The sequence below is a fragment of the Nocardia callitridis genome, from assembly GCF_039543305.1.
GTDB classification, from domain to species: Bacteria; Actinomycetota; Actinomycetes; order Mycobacteriales; family Mycobacteriaceae; genus Nocardia; species Nocardia callitridis.
The window spans coordinates 281586-302384 of record NZ_BAABJM010000004.1; the positions used below are offsets into that span (position 1 = coordinate 281586).

Annotated in this window: 16 protein-coding genes, 1 tRNA gene and 2 pseudogenes; 9 read left to right on the forward strand and 10 right to left on the reverse strand. The window is 65.7% G+C overall.

Features of this window, described 5'->3' with window-relative positions:
• Positions 1 to 4: 4 nt before the first annotated feature.
• On the reverse strand, positions 5 to 946 hold the full coding sequence (locus ABEA50_RS21620; RefSeq protein WP_345497429.1) for an LLM class flavin-dependent oxidoreductase: 942 nt from the start codon (positions 944 to 946) through the stop codon (positions 5 to 7).
• 319 nt (positions 947 to 1265) lie between these two features.
• Here ABEA50_RS21620 and ABEA50_RS21625 point away from each other — a divergent pair, with 319 nt between their 5' ends.
• The 6 genes from ABEA50_RS21625 to ABEA50_RS21650 are packed head-to-tail and all read left to right on the forward strand — an operon-like array spanning position 1266 to position 7539.
• Positions 1266 to 2108 carry an ABC transporter ATP-binding protein gene (locus tag ABEA50_RS21625; RefSeq protein ID WP_345497431.1) on the forward strand — a complete coding sequence of 281 codons (843 nt, stop codon included), beginning with the start codon at positions 1266 to 1268 and terminating at the stop codon, positions 2106 to 2108.
• Positions 2105 to 2977 (forward strand): ABC transporter permease, encoded by an 873-nt coding sequence (locus ABEA50_RS21630; protein WP_345497433.1) that lies wholly within the window; start codon positions 2105 to 2107, stop codon positions 2975 to 2977. The genes ABEA50_RS21625 and ABEA50_RS21630 overlap by 4 nt, the downstream gene beginning before the upstream one ends.
• 55 nt (positions 2978 to 3032) lie before the next feature.
• Positions 3033 to 4229, forward strand: a complete 1197-nt coding sequence (locus tag ABEA50_RS21635; RefSeq protein WP_345497435.1) for an acyl-CoA dehydrogenase family protein — start codon at positions 3033 to 3035, stop codon at positions 4227 to 4229.
• Between the two features lie 45 nt (positions 4230 to 4274).
• Positions 4275 to 5039 carry an SDR family NAD(P)-dependent oxidoreductase gene (locus tag ABEA50_RS21640; protein ID WP_345497436.1) on the forward strand — a complete coding sequence of 255 codons (765 nt, stop codon included), beginning with the start codon at positions 4275 to 4277 and terminating at the stop codon, positions 5037 to 5039.
• Positions 5040 to 5092: 53 nt separating this feature from the next.
• A complete protein-coding gene (locus ABEA50_RS21645; RefSeq protein WP_345497439.1) occupies positions 5093 to 6370 on the forward strand; it encodes an acyl-CoA dehydrogenase family protein in 1278 nt (425 codons plus the stop codon).
• A complete protein-coding gene (locus tag ABEA50_RS21650) occupies positions 6367 to 7539 on the forward strand; it encodes an acyl-CoA dehydrogenase family protein (RefSeq protein WP_345497441.1) in 1173 nt (390 codons plus the stop codon). Before ABEA50_RS21645 ends, ABEA50_RS21650 begins: the two co-directional genes overlap by 4 nt.
• A 558-nt stretch (positions 7540 to 8097) precedes the next feature.
• Here the strand turns inward: ABEA50_RS21650 and ABEA50_RS21655 are convergent.
• Positions 8098 to 8736: pseudogene (locus ABEA50_RS21655) on the reverse strand (IS3 family transposase); the annotation flags it as partial.
• A gap of 10 nt (positions 8737 to 8746) precedes the next feature.
• On the opposite strand from ABEA50_RS21655, the pseudogene ABEA50_RS21660 reads away from it, so the two are divergent.
• Both ABEA50_RS21660 and ABEA50_RS21665 read left to right on the forward strand, forming a co-directional pair.
• Positions 8747 to 8895 (forward strand): annotated as a pseudogene (locus ABEA50_RS21660) (IS3 family transposase); the annotation flags it as partial.
• A 49-nt stretch (positions 8896 to 8944) separates the two neighbouring features.
• Complete coding sequence (locus tag ABEA50_RS21665; protein ID WP_425577691.1) at positions 8945 to 9097, forward strand: hypothetical protein; 153 nt, start codon at positions 8945 to 8947, stop codon at positions 9095 to 9097.
• Between the two features lie 44 nt (positions 9098 to 9141).
• Here ABEA50_RS21665 and ABEA50_RS21670 read toward each other — a convergent pair.
• Both ABEA50_RS21670 and ABEA50_RS21675 read right to left on the reverse strand, forming a co-directional pair.
• Positions 9142 to 9215 (reverse strand) — tRNA-Pro (locus ABEA50_RS21670).
• A gap of 944 nt (positions 9216 to 10159) precedes the next feature.
• Positions 10160 to 11650, reverse strand: a complete 1491-nt coding sequence (locus ABEA50_RS21675; protein WP_345497443.1) for a carboxylesterase/lipase family protein — start codon at positions 11648 to 11650, stop codon at positions 10160 to 10162.
• Between the two features lie 96 nt (positions 11651 to 11746).
• Between ABEA50_RS21675 and ABEA50_RS21680 the strand changes: the two genes are divergently transcribed.
• Entirely contained in the window at positions 11747 to 12346 is a 600-nt protein-coding gene (locus ABEA50_RS21680; protein WP_345497445.1) for a TetR/AcrR family transcriptional regulator, read from the forward strand.
• A 148-nt stretch (positions 12347 to 12494) separates the two neighbouring features.
• Here ABEA50_RS21680 and ABEA50_RS21685 read toward each other — a convergent pair whose 3' ends face one another.
• The 6 genes from ABEA50_RS21685 to ABEA50_RS21710 all read right to left on the reverse strand — a co-directional run bounded on the left by ABEA50_RS21685 (position 12495) and on the right by ABEA50_RS21710 (position 20787).
• Positions 12495 to 13139 carry a TetR/AcrR family transcriptional regulator gene (locus ABEA50_RS21685; protein WP_345497447.1) on the reverse strand — a complete coding sequence of 215 codons (645 nt, stop codon included), beginning with the start codon at positions 13137 to 13139 and terminating at the stop codon, positions 12495 to 12497.
• Positions 13140 to 13148: 9 nt separating this feature from the next.
• Positions 13149 to 14903, reverse strand: a complete 1755-nt coding sequence (locus ABEA50_RS21690) for an ABC transporter ATP-binding protein (protein WP_345497449.1) — start codon at positions 14901 to 14903, stop codon at positions 13149 to 13151.
• Complete coding sequence (locus ABEA50_RS21695; RefSeq protein WP_345497452.1) at positions 14900 to 16792, reverse strand: ABC transporter ATP-binding protein; 1893 nt, start codon at positions 16790 to 16792, stop codon at positions 14900 to 14902. Before ABEA50_RS21695 ends, ABEA50_RS21690 begins: the two co-directional genes overlap by 4 nt.
• A gap of 271 nt (positions 16793 to 17063) precedes the next feature.
• Positions 17064 to 18668, reverse strand: a complete 1605-nt coding sequence (locus ABEA50_RS21700; RefSeq protein WP_345497454.1) for a PEP-utilizing enzyme — start codon at positions 18666 to 18668, stop codon at positions 17064 to 17066.
• The gene (locus tag ABEA50_RS21705; RefSeq protein WP_345497456.1) at positions 18665 to 20167 is read right to left on the reverse strand and encodes a pyruvate, phosphate dikinase; all 1503 of its coding nucleotides are present in this window, start codon (positions 20165 to 20167) and stop codon (positions 18665 to 18667) included. Before ABEA50_RS21705 ends, ABEA50_RS21700 begins: the two co-directional genes overlap by 4 nt.
• The gene (locus ABEA50_RS21710; RefSeq protein WP_345497458.1) at positions 20164 to 20787 is read right to left on the reverse strand and encodes a hypothetical protein; all 624 of its coding nucleotides are present in this window, start codon (positions 20785 to 20787) and stop codon (positions 20164 to 20166) included. Before ABEA50_RS21710 ends, ABEA50_RS21705 begins: the two co-directional genes overlap by 4 nt.
• Positions 20788 to 20799 lie beyond the last annotated feature (12 nt).

Genomic DNA, 20799 nt, shown 5'->3' on the forward strand with positions numbered 1-20799 from the left:
CGAGCTAACTCGCGGAGAGCATTTCGGCGATCGCGTCGAGCTGGGCGAGCGCGTCCTCGAAGATCACCGAGAGATAGATGCCGTCGACGTGCGCACTCAGCTGCGACAACCGCTGCGCGCAGTCTCCGGGAGAGCCGACCACGGCGAACCTGTTCAGGAGATAGTCCTCGATGTCCGGCCGATCGGCGAACATCGTGGCATTGCTGGTCTTTCCCGCGACGCCGTGCGCGGTGTAGTCGTAGTGCGCGTACCGCTCGGTCAGTACCGACTGGAAGTGCTCGGGGACATTCTTTCCCGCGAAGGTCGCGGCGAACGCGAAATGTGACGCGCTGACCGCACGGGGGACGAGCGCGCGCCGCAGGCGTGCGATTTCGGTGTCGTCGCGTCCCACCGCGAGTCGGACCGATGCCCAGATTTCGGTGCGTTCGCGTCCCGGTGCGCGGGCGACGTCAGCCGCGGCACCGATGGTGCGGATCGCGACGGTGTCCGCGCCCACGCCTGCGATGACGCCGTCGGCGGCGCGTCCCGCTATCCGCGCCGTGCGCGCCCCACTGGCGGCGACGAGAGTGCGCACGGTGGGGACGTTTTCGGTGAACGTCGCGAGAAACCGCTCCATGGCCGACAGTCCCGCAGGCGCGAGCCCGAACGTGCGTACCGCGGAATCGCCCCGGCCGATGCCGAGTCGGAACCGCCCCGGGTAGGCATCCTCGAATGTGCGTCCCGCCGCGGCGGCTACCGACCAGTGTCTGGTGATCGGATTGGTGACGCTGGTGCCGACGACAAGGGAGGACGTCACGGCCAGTGCGTCGGCGCACGCTGAGTACAGCTCGCCGTAGTTCGGGGAGTCGCCGATGCCGATGCCCCACAACCCCATGTCCTCCGCGCGCCGGGCGACCGATCGGGTCAGTTCCGGCCGCAGCGGGAGCCAGTTGATACACAGACGCATTTCAGGAGCCTCCTGCACTGATGGGTTTGCTCGAACGGCCACGAAAATTCCGTGCTGCGCCGAGGTCGCATAATCCTGGCCATTCAAATGCGTGCCCGCGGAGTCCGACAAAGTGGTGGTTCCGAGGGGCCCGATCGCGATTCTCGATGGCTCGGCCGCGGCGAGTCGCGAATGCCGCCGTGAGCGGTTCGAATGCCGGAAACACCGGGTCGCGGCCCCGTTCGAGCGCGCACTGTGACCCTTGACATAGCCGAAGCGGGCCGTGACTATTCAATTCAGCAGAAGTTAGTTTCGCTGAGTCTAATTTGAGGTGTCTGATATGAAGGCTGCATCCGACAGTCCTCCCGGGCAGCTGGACCTACACCCAGGCCATGAGCGCGCGGAGGCCAAGATTCGGGTCGAAGGGCTCGAGTACCGCTACCGTCCCCGTGGTCGCGACGACGTGGTCGCACTACACGACGTCGATCTCGAGGTACGTCGCGGCGAGTTCGTCTCGGTGGTCGGGCCCTCCGGCTGCGGAAAATCCACGCTGTTGCGGGTCATCGCCGGGTTACAGAAGCCGACCGAAGGACGTGTTCGGCTGCGCAGGGAAGAACCCGCGAGCCCACTGGTCGCGCCGGTCTTCCAGGAGTACAGCATCTTCCCGTGGCGCACGGTCGAAGCGAACGTGCGCCTCGGGCTCGACGCCGCGGGCATCGATCGCCGCGAAGCCACCAGGCGGGTCCACCGGTGGCTGGATCGAGTCGGACTGTCCGGCTACGAGAAGGCATACCCGGGAAACCTCTCCGGTGGCATGAAACAGCGGGTCGCGCTGGCGCGAGCGTTCGTGGTGGAGCCGGAGATCCTGCTCATGGACGAGCCGTTCGCCGCATTGGACGCCCAGCTGCGCAAGGTGCTCCAGGAGGAATTGCTCGCCATCGTGCGCGAACACCAGCACACCGTCTTCTTCGTGACCCACAACCTGGACGAAGCACTCCTACTTTCGGACCGGATCGCTTTGATGTCCGCCCGCCCCGGACGAATCCGGGAACTCATCGATGTCCCCTTCGGGCATCCGAGACAACCGGAGCTGCGCCAGGACCCCGAATTCGTTCGGATGGAAGAGGTCCTGTGGTCGAAACTGCGCGGTGAAGTCCAACAGGTCGCAGGAGGCGCCTCGTGACGATTCATGCCGAACAATCGAGTGCCACCACGGAAAAGCCATGGGTCGACCGCAAACCGGATGCACGACAGCGGACGACCAGCGTGCAGGCGCGACGAGATCTGTTGGCGCGCATAGCGCTCGGGTTGTTGCTGCCGGTCGGCCTGCTGGTGCTGTGGGAGATCGCGGCACAGGCGGGCTGGATCGATGCCCGCTTCTTCAGCCACCCCAGCGCGGTCGCGAGCAAAGCCCTCGACGACGTGCGATCCGGGCTGCTGCAAGGTGAAGTGCGGGTCACGGTGGTCCGGCTGGTCACCGGCTACGTGGCGGGCTCGCTGGCCGGGATCGCCGTTGGCTTGGCCATGAGCCAGTCCCGGCTGCTGCGCTGGATGCTGGAACCGATCATCCGCGGTCTCTACGTGATCCCGAAACTCGCGCTGCTACCGCTATTCCTGCTGGTCTTCGGGCTCGGTGAAATGCCGAAACTGGTCTTCATCGGATTGGGGACCTTCTACATCGTCGCGTTCACCACGCTATCGGCGGCGATGATGATCCCGACCCCCTATCACGAGGTCGCCCGCTCCTACGGCCTGTCACGGTCCCAGCGGTTCCGGTGGATGATCTTCCCCGCCTGCCTGCCGCAGATCGTCGCCAGCCTGAAACTGGCCTCCGGCATCTCCATGCTGCTGGTCATCGCGGTCGAATTCGTCAACGCCCAAGAGGGATTGGGCTACTACACCTGGCATGCCTGGCAGATGTTCGTCCCGGACCGGATGTACGTCGGCATCGTCACGGTCTCGATCATCGGCGTGCTGTTCAGTGCCGTGATCGGGCTGGTCGGCGGCCGGTTGGTCCGGTGGTCCGACGGCGAATACGGCCAGCAGCGTTGAGCCCGTTTCGTGTAATCGCACCCGCACAGCAACAGTAGAAGGACTCGTATTCACCATGTCGACAACTACCGCGGCCGACCGCGCCGACACGGCAGACGAACTCGATGACCTCCGGGCCGTGGCCAAGGAAGTCGCCAACGAGCGGTACGCGCCGTTCGCCGAGCAGTGGGATCGTGACCGAAGCACGATCTCGGTGCAGGAGCGCCGCTACCTCGCCGAACTCGGCTGGCTGGGAATCGCGCTACCCGAGGAATTCGGCGGCGCGGGAGGCACTTTCGCACAGGCGTTGGTGGTGGTCGAAGAACTCGCCAAAGTGTACAGCCCTGCGGCGTTCCAGGTTTTCGAAGCGAATGTCGGTCCAGCACAACATCTCGCGCGGATCGGTACCGAGGAGCAGAAGCGCCAGTTCCTGCCCGGAATCGTCAGTGGTGAACACACCATGGCCGTCGGCATCTCCGAGCCGGACGCTGGTTCCGCGGCGACGGACATGGTGACCAAGGCGGAGATCCGCGACGACATCGTGGTCGTGCGCGGGCTGAAGCGTTGGATCTCGAACGGTGGCGAAGCCGACCGGTACCTGGTCTACGCGCGGATGGACGATACGCCGGGATCTCGGGGCATCGGCGCGGTGATCGTGGAATCCAACCGGCCGGGAGTGCGTTTCGGCAGGCGGGAACGACTCATGGGGTTTCGCGGCATCCCCTCCGCGGATGTCATTTTCGAGGATGTCGAGGTCCCGGTGGAGAACATCGTGGTCCGCCCGCCGGACGGTTTCCGCAAGCTGTTCAGCAACTTCTCCATCGAGCGCCTCGGTAATACCACCATGAGTCTCGCGCTCGGGCAGGCGGCACTGGACAAAAGCATCGACTACGTACAGCAGCGCCTACAGTTCGGCCGCCCGATCGTCGAATTCCAGTCCGTGCAACTGACTCTCGCCGACATGGCGCTGCAGGTCGACGCCGCTCGTCTGTTGCGCGACCGCGCGGTCGCGAGCCTCGATGCGGGAACACCGAGCACGCTCGAAGTCTCCTTGGCCAAATGCGCCGCCAACGAAATGGCCAAACGCGTGACGGACATGGCGATGGCACTACACGGCGCGAACGGATACTCCGAGGAATACGGCCTGGAACGCATGCACCGCGACGCGCACGGCTGGGCGCTCGCGGGTGGCACACCCGCCATGCAGCGGATTCGGATCGTGTCGGAAATTCTCGGCCGCGGCTTCGATCAACGTCCGCCTCGCCAATCCTGACCGCGTCAGCCGCAACAGCTTTCGATCCAAGAAAGAAGACGAAAAATGCGAATCAGTGCAAGTACCGCTCTGGTGACCGGTGGCGCCTCCGGCCTCGGACGCGCGTGCGCGCAGCGACTGCTGCAAGACGGTGCGCACGTCGTCTTGGTCGACCTGCCGACCAGCGACGGTGCCGCGGTGGCCGAGGAACTCGGCCCGAACGCGTCGTTCCAGCCTGCCGACGTCACCGACAGCGACCAAGTCGAGGCGGCGGTGACGGCCGCCGAGCAACACGCCCCTTTGCGCGCGGTGGTGCACTGCGCGGGGCGCGGCGGACCGGTCCGTGTGGTCGAGCGTGACGGTGAACCAGGCTCGATGGCGACCTTCGAGGCGGTGGTGCGCACGAATCTGTTCGGCACGTTCAACGTCATGCGCTACGCCGCGGCGGCGATGGCCCGACACGACGACCTGGACGAGGAGCGTGGAGTGTGCGTCCTGACCGCGTCGGTCGCCGCATGGGAAGGGCAGATCGGACAGTTGCCATACGCGGCGTCGAAGGCGGGCGTGGTCGGGATGACCCTCGTCGCCGCCCGTGACTTGGCGCGCAATCACATTCGCGTCTGCACGATCGCACCGGGACTGTTCGACACCCCGATCCTGGCGCGCGTTCCCGAGGAAGTGCGTGGGCGGCTGGCCGATGCGGTGCCGCATCCGAAGCGGCTGGGCGACCCGAAGGAGTTCGCCGATCTCGCGGCGCACATCATCGCCAACCCGATGCTCAACGGCGAGACCATCCGACTCGACGGCGCCATTCGGATGGCGCCGCGCTGACCAACCCGCCGTGAACCGACGCTTGTAGTAACGATTCCGAAAGGCCAACTGCGATGACCCTCGATGCCGTGCAGTCCACGGAGGAGCCGATGTTCGACGCGGCTCGCGACGTGTGGGATCCAGCCTTGCTGGACCCCGAGATCACCTGGGACGGAATGTGGGCCGAACTGACTCCGCGCCAACGCGAGATCCGTGAACTCGCCCGCGAACTGGCTGTGCGGGAACTGCGTCCCCGCGCACACCGGTGGGATGAGAATGAAGAGTTTCCCCGCGAGAGCTTCGCTGCCGTGGTGGAGTCCGGGCTGGTCGGGCTGACCATTCCGCGCGAATTCGGCGGGCAAGGCGAAGGACTGCTCGAGGGTTGCCTCGTGGTGGAGGAGTTGGCTCGCGCGTGCCTGTCGACCGCGATGGCGGTGCAGCCCTTCCTGAACGGCCCGTGGCGCGCGATCAATGTACTCGGTACTGATGATCTGCGTCAGCGACTACTGCCGGGAGTCGCCGAGGGCACCAACCATTTCGCGATCGCGATGAGCGAGCCGGTGGCGGGCAGCGCGGGAACGGACATGCGCTCCACTCTCACCCCCGAGGGTGACGGCTTTCGGCTCACCGGGACGAAATGCTGGATAACCGGTGGCCGAGAGGCGGACACGATCATCGTGTTCGCGCGGCTGGCGGGCAGCGCAGGTCCGTACGGTATCGGTGCCGTCGTCGTGCAGGGTCACCCCGAGGGGATGGGCGAATTCGTGGTGGACCCGAAGATGGGCATCCGCGGGGTCGGTGAATGCCTTGTTCGCTTCGACGATGTTCGCATCGAGGCGCAGAACGTTCTGGTGTGGCCGCACCTGGACTCCAAGGAAGGCACCGGGATACTGGTCGACCAGTTCAATCCGGAACGTTGCGGGAATGCCGCGATGTGCACCGGCCTCGGTCAGGCCGCGCTGGACGCGAGCGTGGGGTACCTCAACGCGCGCAACCAATTCGGGCGCCCGTTGTCGAGTTTTCAAGGGCTGCAATGGAAAATTGCCGACATGGCCATGGATGTCCATGTCTCGCGGATGCTGCTGTGGCGGGCGGCGCGTACCGCGACCGACGGATTCCCGGACCAGACCGCGACATTGATGGCCAAGCTGCACAGCAGCGAGATGGTGCAGCGCGTGACCAATGAGGCCATCCAGGTACACGGTGCACGCGGGTATTCACGGCGCTGGCCGGTCGAGCGCTATTTCCGGGACGGCCGGGGGCTCGCGATCGGCGGCGGCACCGCCGAGGTCATGCGCAATGTCCTTGGCGCCAAGGTACTCGGTGTCAGCGGCAGTCAGCGGCGCCGATGAGCGTCCACGACCTCACCGAACGCGACGTCTACGACAGCGAACACCGCGACTTCGCCGAGAGCGTCGCGGCTTTCCTGCGCAAGCAGGTGACGCCACGGGTCGCGGAGTTCGAAAACGCGGGAATGGTGCCACGTGAGATCTACCGGACCGCAGGTGAGCTCGGTATGGCCGGGCTACAGATTCCCGAGGAGTACGGGGGCGGCGGTCAAGCCGGGTTCCTGTTCAATTGCGTTGTCACCGAACAGGTGGCGTACGAACGTGCGACGCTGGGTTCGTTGCGGGTGCACACCGATGTCGTCACTCCGTACCTGCTGAGTCTGGCCACATCCGAACAGCGGCGACGATGGTTGCCCGGCATGGCCTCCGGCGAACTCATGACCTCGATCGCGATGACCGAGTCAGCGGCGGGATCCGACCTCGCGGGCATCAAGACGAGCCTGGAACGCAAGGGCGAGAACTGGGTCCTCAACGGCGCGAAGACCTTCATCACCGGTGGCGCGCAATCCGATCTGATCGTCGTCGTCGCGCGCTCGCAGGCCGCACGCGAACGCAGGGACGGACTCACCCTCGCGGTCGTCGAAAGCTCGATGAACGGGTTCGTGCGCGGCGCACCCCTGGAAAAACTCGGTTTGAAGGCGCAGGACACCACCGAACTGTTCTTCGACCAGGTCGTGATCCCGCCCGAGAACATCCTCGGCGAACCAGGGCGGGCGTTCGAGTATCTATCCGCCCATCTTGCGCAGGAACGGTTGTCGATCGCCGTCAACTCCCAGGCGCAAGCTGTCGCCGCGCACCGCATCACCTGCGATTACGTCCGTGACCGCAGGGTATTCGGTGCGATACTCGGCAGTTTTCAGAACACCAAATTCGTGCTCGCCGAGCTGGCTGCGCGGATCGCCGCAGGCCAGGCACTCGTCGACCGAGCGATGCTGCGCCACGAACACGGCAGGCTGACACTCGCCGAGGCGGCCGCGGTGAAGCTCTACTGCACGGAATTACACGGTCACGTCGTCGACGCCTGCCTGCAATTGCACGGCGGTTACGGCTACACCTGGGAGCAGGACATCTGTCGCATGTATGCCGATGCCCGTGTCGCTCGAATCTACGGCGGCACATCGGAAGTCATGAAAGGCATCATCGCCCGCACGCTCGATCTGGTCGAGCGGTAGTCGACATCAGGGCGGTACCGCGAACCAGACTGACGTAGCGCGTACGTTGTGGGTGGCCGAAAGGCAGGAGTAAGGCGGGTGGACCGGGCGGCTCAGCTCGATCAAACCAAACCGAATGAAAATCGTGGGTTCAGTGGATAAAGCTGCTGGTCAACAGGTGGCGGCCTCGCACGCGCGGGGATGGTCCATCGAAGCCTCACGGGGATGTGGTGAGTCATGATGTTGGCCCCAATCTCCGTCGGGGGTGGCGTCGAATATGGCGTCACCTCGAGGGGGTGGCCACCTGTCATGCGTGACATGGTCCGCGTCGGGGTTGGGCAAAGTTGGGGGGCTTCCATAGGTCAAAGGTTGTTGTCGGTGGGGGGGTTTTATGGTGTCGCCATGACTGATACCGGGGGTGCTCTGGTGGGTGGCTGGTCGTCGTTCTCGGTGGCGGAGCGGGGTTGGCTGGGCGCGTTGTGGGGTTAGTCGGCCGCCCGTGCGGGTGGCACGGCGAATCTGTTGTTGTCACACATGCTGGACACAGCTGGGGGCTGCTGCACGATCGGGTGACAGTGGTTACGCAGCCTGTCGGGCTGCTGTGGTGATGATGGTTTCGTATTCGATCGGGGTCAACCGGCCCAGGCGGGCTTGTCGGCGTCGGCGGTGGTAGGTGCGTTCGATCCAGGCCACGATCGCGGTTCGGAGCTGCTCGCGGGTCTGCCATTGTCGGCGGTCGAGCACGTTGTGTTGCAGCAGGCTGAAGAAGCTCTCCATCGCGGCGTTGTCACCCGCGGCACCGACCCGACCCATCGATCCCGACAATCCGTGAAAAGACAACGCGCGCACGAACTTCCGACTACGAAATTGACTTCCTCGATCGGTGTGCAGCACACAACCGGCCACAACACCACGACGGGCCACAGCATTGTTCACCGCGGCCACCGCCAATCTCGACTTCATGCGCGAACCGATCGAATAACCCACGATCCGGCCTGAGAACACATCCTTGACCGCACACAGGTAGAGCTTGCCTTCTCTCGTCCAGTGTTCGGTAATGTCGCTGAGCCACAACATGTTCGGTTGATCGGCGATGAACCTTCGTCGCACGAGATCATCATGGACCGCCGGGCCTGGGCGACGTGATTTTCCTCGGGAGCGTTTAGCGAACACGCTCCACCACCGCCGCGAGGAACAGATCCGCCACGCGGTCCGTTCACTCATTAAATTACGAGAGCTCAAGCGCCGCAATCGTTTACTGGAGCAAGAGAACGAGGTGTTGCGCCGGGCAGCGGCGTATCTGTCGCAGGCGAATCTGCCGGGAAAAGGATCTACCCGCTCGTGAGCGAGCTCGCCGCCGACGGGATCCCGACGGCATGACCTCCGGCACACCGGACTTACCTGGCTGGCCGATGCCGGGGTGAGCGTGCACCTACTGCAAAAGATCGCGGGCCATGCCGACAGTCGAACAACCGAGCGCTACCTACACCCTGATCAGCGGGAAGTCACCGAGGCAGGCGACAAGCTCTCGAAACACCTTCGGTCCCGTTCTGGTCCCGCTCTCCGTGTTGTCGGCTAACAGAAAAACCCTCTCCAACCAAGGTCGGAGAGGGTTTTTTACTGTCGGGCTGACAGGATTTGAACCTGCGACCACTTGACCCCCAGTCAAGTGCGCTACCAAACTGCGCCACAGCCCGTTGCGTCGTTCGGTGACGGCGCTCGATGAGAATACATCAGCGGTATTGCGGGGAGCTAATCGGCTGGTCAGTAGGTGTTTCGGCGGCCGTGCGGTGGTGTCGACGCGAGGCCGGGGCAGCTCTGCGCACCTGGTCACCTCGGGTGGGAGCACCACGGACTACTGTTGGTCGTCTGGCTCGCGGATACGGACAGTTGTGACGCGCAAGCACTTTCGATATTCGGAAGCTTGTCACATCGCTCGAGGATCACCGGATCAGCGTGCTGGCGTGCCGCGACCGTCCAGGGGTTCGCGCCTGATCATTCGGCACTGGATCGGCGGGGCAGCACCGCTGCTCGCCGCGACCATCTCGGCGATCAGTGGCCGGTGGGTGATTGGACCGGATTGGTCGCTGCCGCAAAGAATTCCACGATCAAGATCATGCGTATGCGGGAGCTGCCTGCGCAGCCGCCGCAGCATCGCCAGGAGTACGACCCGGAATGGGCTCGGGTGTTCGTCGAGGGCACGGTCGGGTTGCACAGCCCGTACGACCAAATACTCTCCCAGGTGAAGACACCCATACCCGTACGCGCACACGATCGACGCGCACACCGGTGTCGATATCGGCGCGTACTCGGACGTGCAGGCAGTGAACGCTCAGGCGATCCTGCGCGCGGCGGGCGTCGACGTGGAGTATCACTCCTTCCCCGAGTCGGCACACACGATGCACGCCAGCGAACCGGAGCGCTACGCGGCGCTCCTCGCGGAGTGGGCCCAGTTGCTCGCTGTAGGTCGACCACCTCGGCGTCGGTGTCGGCCCGAGGGGACTCGGGCTGTTCGGCGACCTTACCGGTGCCACTGGCGATCGCCTTCGCCACCGACTGGGACCCCCAGCCCTTCCATCTCGGCGAGGACACCGCCCGCGACACCTATCGACTCAGTCAGCGGCGTTTCGACCCGGGGCAATCAGGAGAGGTCGAAAGGGGTGGGGTAGTGGCCTTCCCAGATCTGGCGGGATGCTTGTTCGGGGTAGGGCAGAGTCTTCGACTCGGTGTCCAGGACGCGGGTGAGGTGCTCGCCTGGCCGGTGGGCGGACCAGCCCGCGTCGCCGGTGGTGAGGAAGCGGACCCATGCCTGCTGGAGTTCGCGGGAGAGCGCGACGGCTTCGGGAGTTGGCTCCTCGCCGATGAGTTGGGTGCCGACGGGGCTGTCCAGCGTGCCGAACGCCAGGGGCACATCGAGGCTGTGGCAGGCGCCGAGGATACCGCCGAGAGCCGGTGCGACCCAGCCCAGTTCGAACAGGTACGACGTGCCGCCGGCGGCGGCGTTCGTCTCGGCCAGCTTCTGTGACGGCATGCGGAACAGGGCGTCCGAGTACACGGTCTCCACCAGCTCCTCCGGGCCCGCCTGCGGGAACGCCGCACGGTAGGCCCGCGCCCCGCCCGGTTGCGGGGCATGCAGTTGCAGGGCCGCGTGGGCGTCCTCCTCGGTGAAGGTGCCATACCGTCCGCTCATGACGCTGAAGTACCGGAACTCGTCCCGAGTGTGGCCGACGAGCAGTTCGGTCCCGCTCGCTCGCGCGCCGCTCAGCGCGGACCAGGGCGTTTCCGGAAGGATTTCGCCGTCGACGACGGGGCACAGCGCGGTGCCGGTCTCCGTGAGGCGACCCCAGTTCTCCCGGTGCGCATGGAGGTCGGCGTTGAAGGAGGTGAGTTCGGCGGCCAGGTGCCATGGTTCGATGTCGCGCAGGGCCTCGGCGGTGGGGGCCGTCGCGCCGAGCCGGTCCGCGAACGCGGCGGTGACCTGCCGTGCCAGCGCGGGGGTGCTGTGCAGGCCCGGCACCGAGTGGGCGATGGCCCGCCGGAACAGGCCGCGCGCGGACCTCATCGTCAGCAGAGCGGCGACCGAGCCCGCCCCCGCGGACACCCCGGCCACGGCGACCCGTCCGGGGTCGCCTCCGAAGGCGGCGATGTTGCGCTGTACCCACTCCAGCGCCGCGATCTGGTCGAGGAACCCGCGGTTGGGTGGCGCGTCGTCGAGGAACGCGAAGCCCTCCGCGCCCACGCGACAGTTGATCGTCACCACGACGACGCCCGCCTCGGCCAGCGCTGCCGGGTCGAGCATCGGGTCGCTCGACGCCGCCGAGAGGTAGCCGCCCACGGGGATCCACACCAGCACCGGCAGTCCCGCGGCGCCGGGACCCGGAGTGCCGACGTTGAGCGTCAGCCAATCGGTGCCCTGCGGGGGCACCTCGATCGGCAGGGACAGCGGCACCACGGGCCCGAATTCGACGGCCTGCCTCGTCCCCTCCCAGCGGTGCGGCGGCGCGGGCTCGGCGAAGCGGAGCGCTCCGACCGGTGGCTGGGCGTAGGGGATGCCGCGGAACACCGCGTGACCCTGCCGCCAACGCCCCTGCACCACGCCTTCGGTGGTCCGCACCTTCGGCTGTTCGGCCATGACGATCCCCTTCCTTCGCGTGCACCTCAGGATTATGGGTCAGGTGTATTATGTCAACTGTATTGGAAAAGCCCGAGCGTACGAGGGAGACCGGCGATGCCGAAACAGGTGGACCACCGCGGCCGCCGCGAAGCGATCGCCCGCGCACTGTGGCGGGTGGTGGAGCAGCGCGGCGTCGCACAGCTGACGATGCGCGTGGTGGCGCAGGAGGCGGGCATGTCACTCGGGCAGCTGCAGCACTACTTCGCTTCCCGGACCACCATGCTCTCCTTCGCCATGGATTTCGCGTCCGAACAGACCTCGGCGCGCGTACACCAGGGGCTCGAAAAGCTCGGTGACCGTCCGCATCCCCGTGACGTGCTGCGACTGACGCTCGCGGAAATGCTCCCCCTCCATGCCGACGCCCGCGCGACCAGCCGGATGAGCGCCGCCTACGTCCTGGAGGCGCTGCACGACGAGGACGTGCACGAGCAGGCGCGCCGCGGCCTCGTCGAAGGGCGGGCTCTCGTCGAGCAGTTGGTCCGCCAGGCGATCGCCGACGGGCACATCGACTCGGGCCGCGACCCGGCGACCGAGACCAACCTGCTCCTCGCCCTCACCGGCTTCACCTCCCTGATCGAACTCGACGTGATCAAACCACGGGACGCGCTCGCAGCGATCGACGTGCAGCTGGACCGGCTGTTCAGGAGTGCGTGACCTGCCGAGCGTCCGAGCCAGCACAATGGGTCGTCCCCGACTCGTTGCCTCGGCGACGCGAAGTCGTCGTTATCGCAGCTCTTGTTCCCGACCATCGCGATCCAGACGCGAAATCCGTGGCGCACCGGCATGGTCGAGTACCGGCTCGTCATATTTCCGGCCAATGGCGGTCGAGCCCGGTGATGATGAAGTCGAGTTTGATGTCGATGACCCCTCGATCCGTCCACGATTCCCGGGGTTGAAAGCCAGTGGTGTTGTCGCCGAGGGCCTCGCGAACGCGCTCGAGTCCGGTAGCGCCGTTGCGGTCGGTGGTGCGCATCGCCACCACCGAAAGGTGGCAGGCGAAGACGGTATCGCCGATGAAATCCAATGCGAACATGGCCTGGCCGTGGGTGATTCCCGCAGCGGCCATATTTTCGGCGTAATCCCCGAGCACGTCCGCGATGCGGGTGAATGCCGGCGCGAACGAGTAGACCGTGCGGTCCAGTCCCGGATACTCCTCGCATATCCGCCAGCATTCGTCCGACCACAGGCGCAACGTTGTTCGCCAATCGCTGCCGGGAGCGGGCCGCCGGATGGTCGCGGCGACGGCGTCCAGGCAGGCGATGACGATATCGTCGCGGGAGGGGAACAGCCGGTAGATCGCGGTGGTGGCGACCCCTATCCGATCGCCGATCGCCGCGAGGGTGAATCTGTCGATGCCCTCGTTGATCGCTGCCTGGACGACATCGTTGTCCGTGAAGGCGGGTTTACGGCCGACCTTCTTTCCTGCCGCCCATCCGGAACCGCTCATGCGGCCAGGCTAATGGCTGGTCAGCTGCCACCCCTGAGCGCTGTGCAGGTGCCGCCAGAAACGGGCGTAGGTCCCGTCCTCGGCCAGGAGCTCGTCGTGGGTGCCAGCGGCGGCGATCCTGCCGTCGGCGCCGAGCTGCACGATTCGATCCGCTCGGATTATGGTGTCCAAGCGGTGGGCGATGACGACGACCGTGGCTTGTTGCCGCAGCGCCTCGATGGCCGCGACCACGTGGGCTTCGTTCTCCACGTCCAGCGCTGAGGTCGCCTCATCGATCAGGACGATGGGCGCTTTCTTGAGTAGTGCCCGCGCGATCGCCACCCGCTGGCGTTCACCGCCGGACAGTGCCCGCCCGCCTTCGCCGACGCGAGACCCCCATCCGTCGGGCAGTCGTTCGGCGATCTCGGTGACACCGGCGAGGTCGGCGGCGTGGCGGATCTCTGTCGCGGTGGCACCTTCGCGACCGACCTCGATATTGGCCGTGAGGGTGTCGTCGAACAGGTAGACGTCCTGGAACACCATCGAAAGCTGCCCGAGTAACTGCTCACTGGTCTGTTCGGTGACCGGTGCACCACCGACCAGAATCTGTCCCTCGTCGACGTCGTAGAAACGGCTGATCAGCCGCGCGATGGTCGTTTTCCCGCTGCCGGACGGTCCGACGAGGGCGACCATCGTTCCCGCGGGCACCGTCATGGACACCGCACGCAGCACCGGTTCGTTTGCGTAGCCGAAGGTCACGCTGTCCAGTTCCACGGCGCCGGGTGTGCCGAGGACAGCCGGGGTGGCCGGTTCGGGTAGTGGTTCGACGGTGAGCACCTCATCGAGCGCATCGAGAAGCGGGCGGCGGGATTCCAGTGCCACCGCGCTCTCGGTGATCGCGGAAACCGTCGACGAGAACCGCAGGGCCAGGCCGATGAACGCGAGGGCAGGGATCGGCGCCAGGGTGCCGGCGACGGCCAATGAACCGGTCGTACTGATCAAGGCGACGATGACACCCTGGGTGATCATGCCGCTGATCAGGATTCCGCCGGACTCGAACCACAGTGCGCGGGTCTTGGTGGAATACGCGTTCTCCAGCGCGACGGACAGCGGGGGAAAGTCTTCGCTGCGACCGCAGGACCGCAGCGACCCTTGGCACTGGGCGTATTCCACGATCCGATCGGCCAGCGCAACCTCCTCCGGTTCGTGGATCGCCCTGCCCTTGCGCATGAGCCCGGTCGACACGAGGGTGATTCCCCCGAAGACCGGCACCGCGATGGTCAGAATGAGGCCGAGAACGGGGTTCCAGAACCAGGCCGCGACGATGATCACCACGGCCGCGGTGGCCCTGGCGATCAACGGGCCGAACATGTGGGCGAAGATCTGCCCTGCCGACATCAATTCGGTGGACACCAGCCGCGACAGGTTGCCGGCCAACTGCCGGGAGAACCAGCCCAGAGGCTGCTTGGCCACCTGATCGCCGGTCAGCCGGTGGATGCTGCGTAGGAAGTCGAGGGCGACGGCGTAATTCTTGCGACTCTGCGCATAGTTGACCGCGAAGCTGGCCGCTGCCAGTCCGGCGAATACCCAGAGCCACCCGGCCAGTCCCATTCCCCAGACCGGCGCGTCTCGGGCCAGGGCGCTGATGGCAGGCAGGAGCGCGGCGAGCGCCAGTCCTTCGACCGACCCGGCGAGGACACTGATGGCGAGCGCGGGTTTCAGTGCTTCCGGGTGCGAGATCATCCGGCTCATCCGCGGCACGATATCGATCAGGGGCACAGTCATTTCCGGTCTCCTCCGTGCGCCGCGTTCATGGGTTGACTGTCGGATTTTCGATCTGCGCCGGTTGTTCGCCACAGGTGCGCGTACCCGGGCTCGGTGAGCAGCTCGTCATGCGTACCCGTGGCCGTGATCCGCCCGGAGTCGATGAGGATGATCTGGTCGACACCCCGAATTGCTTCGGGGCGGTGGGCGATGAGCAGAACGGTCCGGCCGCGAACGAGCGTGGACAGCGCCTGCTGGATCTCGTGCTGGGATTCGGGATCGGTCAGTGCGGTGGCCTCGTCCAGAACGAGGATCGGTGCGTCGACCAGCAGGGCGCGGGCGATCGCGAGACGTTGGGCCTGCCCGCCGGACAGACCTGTGTCCTTGCCGTAAACGGTATCGAAGCCCCTTGGTAGCGCATCGATTTCGTCCAGCACCTGGGCCGCGCGAGCCGCATTCCGGATCTCCACATCGGTGGCTTCTGGACGACCAAGGGTGATGTTGTCTCGGATGCTGATACCCAGTAGCTGCGGGTCCTGCAGCACGAAGCCGACGTGCGAGTAGAGGTCGGCGACCTTGGCAACGGGTACTCCGCCGATGCTGATGGTGCCCGAACCCGGGTCGTCGAACCGGGCCAGCAAGGTGGCGATCGTCGACTTTCCCGACCCGGACGGTCCGACGAGCGCGGTCATCGTGCCCTGCCGAAGGGTGAAGCTGACGTCCTCGACAGCAAGCGCGGAATCGGTATCCGAGCCGTAGGAGTAGCTGACGCGGTCGAAAACGACCTCATAGGATTGCGGCTTTGCCGCATCGTGCGCACCCCGCTCCGGCAGCGTCGGGGTTTCCAGCAGATCGGCGAGCCGCAGCGCCGCCCCGCCGGCGAGTTGCTGGGACCACATCGAATTCATCAACACTTCCAGCGCGTAGGGGACCAGAAGTGCGATCAGCGCCGTGGCCAGCACATCGGCCGCGCTGACCGAACCCCGATGGACCAGCCAGGAACCGGCACCGATATTGATCAGCAGTACCAGCGGAACGGCGAGGAACGAGGTGCCCAGCGCCGAGACCCGGATCAGCGGTCTGACCCAGGCGAGATAGAAACCGTAGAAGTCGTCGGCGGCTTCCTGGTAGCTGCGGTGCGCCCGCCCGACCCGACCGAAGGCCTTGACCACCGAAATCCCGGTGACGAATTCGACCATCCTGGCCGATACGGTCGAGAGCCGCTTATCCATCTCCACGGTCTTGTCTCCCATGCCGATCATCGACAGCGACATGGCCCCGATATAGAGGGGCAGTGTCGCGATCGGCAGCAGCCCCAGCCGCCAGTCGATGATGAAGGCGTAGACCATCAACGCCAGCGGCATCACCACGGCGTTGGTTCCGTCGACGGGCCGATGGGCGATGAGCTGGTGGACCGTACCGATCTCGTCCTGCAGCGCCTTGCGGACCCGGCCCGAGTTGGTGGAGGTGAACCACGCCAGTGGCACCCGGGAAAACCGCTGCACCATCCGCAATCGGAGCAGGTGCCCCAGCCGGGCGTCGGCTAAGTGGGTGACGAACAACGCGACGAAGTAGATGATCAACCGAAGAGCGAACGCGCCGAGAAGAATCCGCAGCCAGCGACCGACCTCGTCGGAGTCGACATCCGCGCCCGCGGTGTGGGCATACAGCAGCACCTCGCCGATGCGCACCAACGCGATATACGGGACGACGGCGAGCACTCCGGACACGACTGCGAGCAGCCTGCCGATTGTCAACTGCGACGAGACCGGCCGCAACAGTCCCTTCAAGGCCCGCGCACCGGCCTTCTGCTCTTCCTGCCTGCTCTTCTCGTCGGTCTCGCCGGCGCCCGGCGTTGGAACCGGATGTGCCTGCGTGGGCGTGGCAACCTGGGCAGCCGCTGTGGTCATGACACTCCTGATCAGGCAGTCCGGGTTCGACGGAGGATGAAAATTAGGTATGGCTCACTTAATTCTGAATGGCATTCAGAATATTGATGAACGGATCGTCGTGCAAGGGGCTCTCGTCGCGCAAGGGCTCAGCCTTGCTTCGCACATCCGGGAGTGAGGTCGCGTGAGGGCGCTCCAGCAGCCAGTCCGGGGAAATACAGCGAATCAGGTCGGGACATCTACCGAGTGGTGGCACCGAAGGGTGTTCACGCGGTCGCCACCACAGCGATCTCTACTCCAGGATGGTGACCGTGCCCAGGTCGCCGTTCAAGCGGATGCGTTGGCCGTCGCTTATCCGGTAGCTGCCGTTGTCGGTGCCGCACACGCAAGGAACGCCCAGTTCGCGCGCGACGATCGGACCGTGACTGAGCATGCCACCGTGATCGGTGACGACCCCGGCTGCGAGGAGAAACAGCGACACCCAGCTCGGATCCGTTGTCTCGCAGACGATGATGTCGCCCTCGTCGAGTTCGGTGGTCGACGGATCGCGGACCACTCTGGCCCGTCCCTCGACCACACCGCTGCTGGCGGCGACACCGGTGACGACGCCGGTGGATTCCGGTGCTCGGGACGCACCAACCTCGATCAATGTCGGCAATCCGGTCCACGATCGCGGTAACCGGCAGGCGCGGCGTTCGTAGTACCGAGCTCGGCGATGGTCGACCTGCGCGTGCCGACTACCGGTAACTCCGGCGCGCACCTCGTCGTAGGACAGGTGAAATATATCGTCGGCCCTGTCGATGACACCGTCCGCGATGAGCAGACTGTTCAGTCGACGAATGGCGCCGCGAGCTACGTCAAAAGTGAGCAGGTACCCGGCCTTGCCCTGTTCGCGGAGGGCAAGCCAGCGACAGGCCAGACGCGTGATCAGGACCGCCGCGAGTCGCCGGTGCCGGGGGAGGGCCGATTCGAGTTCGGCGAGTGCGCGCTGTCGCGCCCGGGTCTGCACCAGGCTCCTGTTGTGTGGCGCGCGTGGGCTGTCAGCGGTGATCGAGCGATAGTCGTCGAGCCGGTTGAGCACCGGCGTCGGATCTTCGCGCCAAGAGACGCCGGACAGCTGGCCCTCGTCGCTCCCGTGGTAGCCGTGCCGATCGGTGAACTCGTGCAATGTGATCCGGTCGTGGGCCAGAGCCCAGAGATCGTGGGCGACGTCGTTCTCCTCCGATCCGACGCCGGACAGCAGCCCTGGCCCGAGATGGGAAAGGTCGAGGGCGGCCAAGGTATCGGCGAGTCGGTCGGTAAGGCCCGAGCTGACGAACGCGACGACCAGGTGCTTGATCATGATGCTCTGAAAGCGCGCCCGTGCGTCCGCGAGCACTGCGAGGCATTGTGCGTAGTCGAGTTCATCGATGCCATCGAGCTGTGCCAGACGCCATAGGCGCACCTCGGCGAACTCCGCGTCGTGCTGCTTGGGCAGACGGGCGACAGCTCGCGGCGCCTTGGCGAGAATGATCGGATAGCGCCGCACGCTGTTCTCATCGACCGTTTCCTGGCGGACGTAGCCGAAAAGCTGTTGCTCGATAGCGGTGGCCGACGTGCCAGGAGTGATGTTCGCGACCTCCCGGAACTTGTCGATGTTGGCCGCGGCGCGGCCTGCGAACAGCGTCCAGAACATGTCCTCCGCCCGCTCAGGGACATAGACCTGGTTCGAGGTGAAGACCCCCAACCGCAGAAACATCGTGCGGAACGCCAACTCCACCGGCTCGTTGAGGAAGGTGAAGCCGAGCGTGCTGAACACACCGGGAAATGCCTCGGCGACATTGCCGGTAGTCCATGTGAGATTCGGATCGATCGTGGCGTTGTCGAGTGTGGTCTCGACATTCTGACGGCTGCTCATTCGCTCTGCTTTCCATTGCGCCGCGCGAGTAGACCGAGCAGCGAATCATTCAGTTCAGCCATGGCTTCCTCGCGTGCCAGGCTGGTGAGTAGCAGCACATCGGGGTCGTCTGTCGTGGGAGCGGGCAGCACCGTGAGTTCGCCGGAATACGTGATTCCCGACGTCGCGTCCACGGTAACGGTGCGTCCGGCCAACGCCGCGAATGTTCCGCTGCCACAGCCGACTACGCACGGCACACCCAGCTCTCGACAGACCACCGCCGCGTGCGAGGTCGACCCGCCGAGTTCGGTGATCACCGCGGCGGCGACGGACATCACGGCCACGTCCTCGGGATCGGTAGTCGGCCGGGCGAACACGACCGCCTCGCCGCGGTCGACACGCTCCTGCGCGGCGGCCGCATCGAGCACAACGGTTCCCGTTGCGATGCCGGGACAGGCCGGTTTTCCAGTCGCCACACGTGTGGCGGTGGCTACGGCAGACTGGTCGAGATGTGGGGTGAACAGGGCCTGAAGGTGATCCGGTCGTACCCGGTCGAGCGCCTCGGTGCCGGTGATCAGGCCTGCCCGGTGCAGTACCGCCGCGTGTCGAACGGTAGCCGTCGGAGATCGTGTGGCCGCCCGGGTCTGTAGTAGCCACAGTGTGGCGCTCTGCACAGTGAACTCGATGTTTTGAACGTCGCGGGCGTCAGCCTCCAAACGCTCGGCGGCGGCGAGTAGATCGGCATGGACCTGTGGCATCGTGGCGGCCAACACGGGCAGCGCGAGGGCATCGGCTCGTCCGGACACGACGTCCTCGCCCTGTCCACGTGGCAGCCACTCACCGTAGGGTTCGGCGCTGCCGCTGAGGGGATTTCGAGTGAACAGCACGCCGGTGCCCGATCGATCATCGAGATTGCCGAAGACCATGGCCTGCACCGTGATCGCGGTGCCGTCGGTGTGCGGGAGCCCACGACTTTCTCGATAGCTGTTCGCGCGGCGCGAGTTCCACGAGTCGAGCACCGCGCTGATTGCCAGACGTAGTTGCTCCCACGGGTCCTCGGGTGGTGCGAAGCCGACGACCTTCTGGAACTGCGCGCGAAAGCGTCGACGGGTGTCGGCCGCGAACGCCGGGTCGCCCGTGTGCTCGGCGAGCGCCAGCTCGACGCTGTCGGTCATGCCGAGGTCGAGGACAGTGTCCATCATCCCCGGCATGCTGGCCGCCGCGCCCGAGCGCACCGAGACCAACAGCGGCCGCGCACCGCCGCCGAATCGGCGTTCGGTGCGCGATTCCAGAGCGGCCATGGCCGCTGGCACCCCACCCCAGACGTCGGCCGGCAGCGTCGCCGGTGTGTGGTGAAACCTACGACAGACATCGGTGGTGACGACGAAGGCAGGCGGGACCGGGATGCCGAGCGCCATCATCCGTTGGATGCCCCATGCCTTGCCCCCGAGCAGTTCCCGGGTAGCGCTGGTGGTGGCGTCCAAGACGACGATCGACTCGGGCTCGGGCGTTGTGGTCACTGTGCCCTCTCGGTACGGGCTTCCCGCATGCGCGAAAGTCCAGCGAGTCCGATCAGCTCTTCGTGTAGTTCGAACCAGACCGTGTGATAGCTGTCGATGAGCGGGCGCGCCAACCAGGCGTGATCACCGGACTCGACATGGTCCAACGCGCGAACGAATCGGCGTTGGTAGGCGGCCAGTCGCGGCACGAGTCGGACGAACTGTTCGAGCAGCGGTGCGAAGCGCCGGTGCAGCTCGGCCAGTTGCCGCACGATGTGGGCGTCGTATTCGGGATCGTGATGGTCGTTCGGTTGTGTCCCGTCGATGAGTTGCCAGTCGGTGACCAGCTGCTTGAAAGCGGTATTGATTTCGCCGAAGTCGCGATACTGCTTGCGCAGCAGCCGCCGGTCGACCGTGGTGCGCTCGACCGTGAGCAGCGAGTCGAGCCGGGCGCGGCCCGCCGCGTTGAGTTGGAGGCGGGCACCCGCTCGGTCGAGCTCGCCTGCCGCAATGAGGGAACGTACTACGGCGAGGGCTTCGGCGGTTTCGGCTTCGGTGAGACACGCGGCGGCCGTCAAGTCGGCCTCGCTCGGGCGTCCTTTGAGGCGCGCCGCCTGCAGGATGCTCAGGTCGTGTGACATCGTCGCCCGTTT